Origin of the sequence: uncultured Fibrobacter sp. (genome assembly GCF_937877005.1) — a bacterium.
Classification (GTDB): domain Bacteria; phylum Fibrobacterota; class Fibrobacteria; order Fibrobacterales; family Fibrobacteraceae; genus Fibrobacter.
The window spans coordinates 1-3,988 of the sequence record NZ_CALEFV010000327.1 but is presented as its reverse complement, the minus strand read 5'-3'; the positions used below and the strand labels follow the sequence as shown (position 1 = coordinate 3,988).

Here is a 3,988-nt window from a genome sequence, read left to right as displayed (position 1 = left end):
GCTTGCGCGTCTCGCCACCGCGTGGCGGTGCGACGCCCCCTAACGCAGACGCGAGTGTGAAGTGTGAAGTGTGGGATGATTTTTTGACCGATGCCGAAAAAAGTGGCAAGACCGTCAATCAATTTTACAGGGATTCAATCAACTTCTTGAAAAGCCGCTCACCGATATGCCGCCCGCTGGAACGCAGGATTTCTACAGCCTCGCGAATTTCATCGGCAGAAATGAAACCCTCTTTATAGGCGGCACTGAAAATGCCTATTGTTCCCATTATATTGAAACCGATAGATTTTGCGACATGCCTCGCGCGAATCTCGTCAACAAGTAACAAGTCGGCTTTCAACCTGTCGGTAAGAACCAGTGCCTCGCTCTCGCCAAGGTCAAGCCCCGTAGTCCGCCTAAAAAGGGACACTTCTTGTGGGTTGACATCCTGAATCTTGATGAATTCGCATTCCTGAATTTCGGACGCCTCTTCAGCAAAATCGGGGTTTGCCGTCAATTCGTCGAAGACTCCTTGAGGAATATGGACAGCCCCGAAAAGACTTTCCAGCAAATCAAGGCGACGAATTTTAAGGAGGGAAATAAGTGGCGTGGTATCGGAGACGACAATCATACCTGTGCGGCCTCTTTGGCTTTCAGGCGTTCATAAGTCGCCACATCCTCTTCCACCTCGCTCCAATCCATGTCGAAATAGGCGAACCCTTCGTTGGCGTAAAGTTCAATAAGTTGCCACTTCGTGATGCCGAGGATTTCCGCGGCACGACCATGCGAAATGGTCTCGTTCTTCACGAACGGATGCAACAACAGAGCCAACTGGACAAGTTCGCCATCTGGCTTCGTCGCAATATACGGTTCCATAGCCACGGGAACCTTAAGCTGGACCGTTGTCATTTCCATAGGGGCCTCCGTCATCAATATATATTTTTTTCCCTCTTCCAAAATATACCTTTCTTTGCACAAAAAAGCAAACACCCCATTTCATATATTCGGGAATATAAGGACAATAACCTAAATCTGTTTTCTTATGGGCGTTCCCCGGCCCCAACTTGTCATCCCCGCGAAGGCGGGCCGGGTCGGGTGCTGCTCGCCTCTCGTCACCCCGGACCTGATCCGGGGTCGGCTCATCGAGCCGCTTACAACAGAACAAGGGAATCAAGGTATTTCCCAAGGGCGGACATGCAAAATTCCGTTATTCGATGGCAGCCGGAACTCATCCAACGACACAACAAATTTTGGATAACTGTCCCTGATTTTTTCCAGCGGAGCGTATTCTCTTGCAATGGTCGACTCGCCGTCCATCTTATAGGCTGCCTGGATGTAAATGCGCGCGTCGTTCCTGATTGCGACAAAATCGACCTCGCTCCCATCCAATTCCCCGACATACACATCGTAGCCACGCCTGCGAAGTTCCAGATAAATGGCATTTTCAAAAAGATAACCCATTCCATACCCAAAACCCGCATACAGGTAATTGTGGAACGAAAAATCGTTCATGTAGTATTTGGCTGGGCCAGACAGCGAATCCTTGCCACGAATGTTGAAGCGCGGACAGGAATGTATCAAAAAGGCGTTTTCCAAATACCCCGCATAGGTCGATACCGTCTCGTAATTCGTCTTCCGCCCTTGCCCCTTAAGGCTCTTGACCACATTCGTGAACGAAATCAAGTTCGAGGCATTATTCGAAAGAAAGACAAAAAGATCGTTCAGCAGGGTAGCGTCCTTGATTCTGTAACGCTGCACGACATCGCGAAGCATCACGGAATCCTTCAGACTCTCGACATAGTTCCGTCGCATTTCCTCCGAATCAAGGTTGAACAGTTCGGGCAGGGCCCCATGCTGGACATAATCCGTAAAAGACGACGCATCCTGCGGCTTGCCGGTCAACTCGCAAAACTCGCCAAAACTGTATGGAAACACTTCAAACCGGACATACCGGCCCGAAAGCATGGTCGAGAGTTCCCCGGAGAGAATATCCGAATTGGACCCGCTTATGAATACTTCGCAAGGCTCGGCAAAATCCTGCGAACGGGCGTTCACAAATCTTTCCCATCCATCGATATACTGGATTTCGTCAATGAAAAGATATGTCTTGCCTTGGGGCGAAAACCGGCTCTTGTAAGCGGCATAAAGGGACTGCAAATCCTCTGCAGATTTTATGGCGGAGAATTCAAGGAATTCCTTGTTGATGTATAGCGTGTTTTCGGCAGGGACTCCGCCTGCAACGATTTGCGACAAGACCTGCCGCAAAACGAAACTCTTTCCGACACGACGCTGCCCGACAACAACCTTGACCAGGTTGTTTCCGACACTTTTCATGACTTTTTCCTGGTAAATATGCCGATTAAAGCCCAAAAACGGGCTATTTCCACCCCATAAGTTGTATTTGGATACAGAATCAATAATTTCAACCATATCTTAAAATATATATAATTTTAGTAAAAATTTCAAACATATTTGAATTTTTTACTTGGGCGTTCCCCGGCCCCAACTTGTCATCCCCGCGAAGGCGGGGATCTCCCAGCGTCAGCCAGGGGCCGGGTCGGGTGCTGCTCGCCTCTCGTCACCCCGGACCTGATCCGGGGTCGGCTCATCGAGCCTTGCCGCTCTGTCACCCTGGACCCTGGAGCGAAGCGATAGGGGATAGGGTCCACGGCAAGTCTCGCCACCGCGTGGCGGTGCGACGCCCCCTAACGCAGACGCGAGTGTGTAATGTGTAGTGTGAAGTGTGGGGTGTGGAATGTGGAATTTATACCGCAAAATCCATCATCAGACGAGGTTCAAGTGCCTCTATTTTGTAATTGTTTAGATTCTTGTCGTTCGGATTTTTCTTTGTCATGAGTCTGCTTCCTTATTTTCAATCCCTATTTAAAATGAGTCGCCTTCGTCTTGAACGCAACGAATGTTAAAAAAGCCAATCTTCATGTCCTTGCCTATCTCGACATACTTAAGAGCAAGGTGAATCGAGCCTCCACTAGTCTCAGATGCTTCTTTGGGCAACCAAAAACTCGCAAGTTGATTAGATGGATATTCATCGCCTTTGGGCAAAACGGATAGACCGCGAGAATTTTGCACTTCACTTACAAGTTCATAATTCCATACAGCTTTAGACAAGACACTCCATTCGGCAGAATAGCCATTGCTTGTTGCCATATGTTTCCACTCAGTTTCCGTCATCACATGCCAACCCGTCGGGCATACCCCCTGAACTTTTTTGCTAAGGTCAATGTTACACTTGGGGTTTTCTTCAACACCCACGCTGTCACACACCTTGGGGAGTCCCATCGCCTCGCTCCAGGTGTAACGGGCACCAAAGTAGTTGTCGCAATACCAGGGGTCATCCTTGTAGCAGCGTTTTTCGACCTTGCTGTCATCAAATACTGTCGTGGTGCTGTCAATCATTATTTCTGCGTAATTCAGGTTCTGAGCCATTACGGTAAAACTGTCGTTCGAGACGGCAGACCTGTATTTAACAGTCTTATATATTTTGTCATCACGTTGATCTGTATAAGTTCCAAAAGTGGCAAGTGTTCCAAACACACTGTCCATATTCGGATAAACCTTGGGCTTCACATATTCACCAATGGAATCTTGATTCCATTGGCCATTTTTGCAACTATTGTAATAGATTTTACCGGCAAGAACAATCGATGAGGTATCACCGTCTTCACAAAGTTTGAACACAAATTCAGAGCTACTACTTCCTGCCTTTTGAGACGAACTGCTGTTATTTGTGTTTTCTTTTTTTGATGACGAACTATTCGATTTTTCATCACTTGAAGAATCTCTACTCTGATTATCAGAAGATTCAATCTTTTTAGAACTACTCGATCCATCCCCATCTTCGCAATCCTTACAGACCGAAGATGAAGACGACTCCGCCGCCGCATTCTCATCCGGTCCATTGCTAGAAGCCGACGAAGAGTCATCGCAGGCGGACAGGGCGAAGAATGCCGCGAGCACCGCCACCCACAAGAAACCAAGACCCTTGACA

The 3,988-nt window shown here is 48.1% G+C and carries 5 protein-coding genes; all 5 read right to left on the bottom strand.

Translation table 11 applies throughout. The features are described from left to right. Positions 1-124: 124 nt before the first annotated feature. Positions 125-610: a DUF3368 domain-containing protein gene (locus Q0628_RS14365; protein ID WP_163440866.1), complete on the bottom strand. Its 486-nt coding sequence runs from the start codon at positions 608-610 to the stop codon at positions 125-127. Continuing rightward, on the bottom strand, positions 607-894 hold the full coding sequence (locus Q0628_RS14360) for a UPF0175 family protein (RefSeq protein WP_290961405.1): 288 nt from the start codon (positions 892-894) through the stop codon (positions 607-609). Before Q0628_RS14360 ends, Q0628_RS14365 begins: the two co-directional genes overlap by 4 nt. A gap of 255 nt (positions 895-1,149) precedes the next feature. Continuing rightward, on the bottom strand, positions 1,150-2,409 hold the full coding sequence (locus Q0628_RS14355) for an ATP-binding protein (RefSeq protein WP_298772133.1): 1,260 nt from the start codon (positions 2,407-2,409) through the stop codon (positions 1,150-1,152). Positions 2,410-2,743: 334 nt separating this feature from the next. Next, the gene (locus Q0628_RS14350) at positions 2,744-2,833 is read right to left on the bottom strand and encodes an LEPR-XLL domain-containing protein (protein WP_298772131.1); all 90 of its coding nucleotides are present in this window, start codon (positions 2,831-2,833) and stop codon (positions 2,744-2,746) included. A gap of 29 nt (positions 2,834-2,862) precedes the next feature. Then, a partial coding sequence (locus tag Q0628_RS14345; RefSeq protein ID WP_298772129.1) for an FISUMP domain-containing protein occupies positions 2,863-3,988 on the bottom strand: 1,126 nt, incomplete at its 5' end.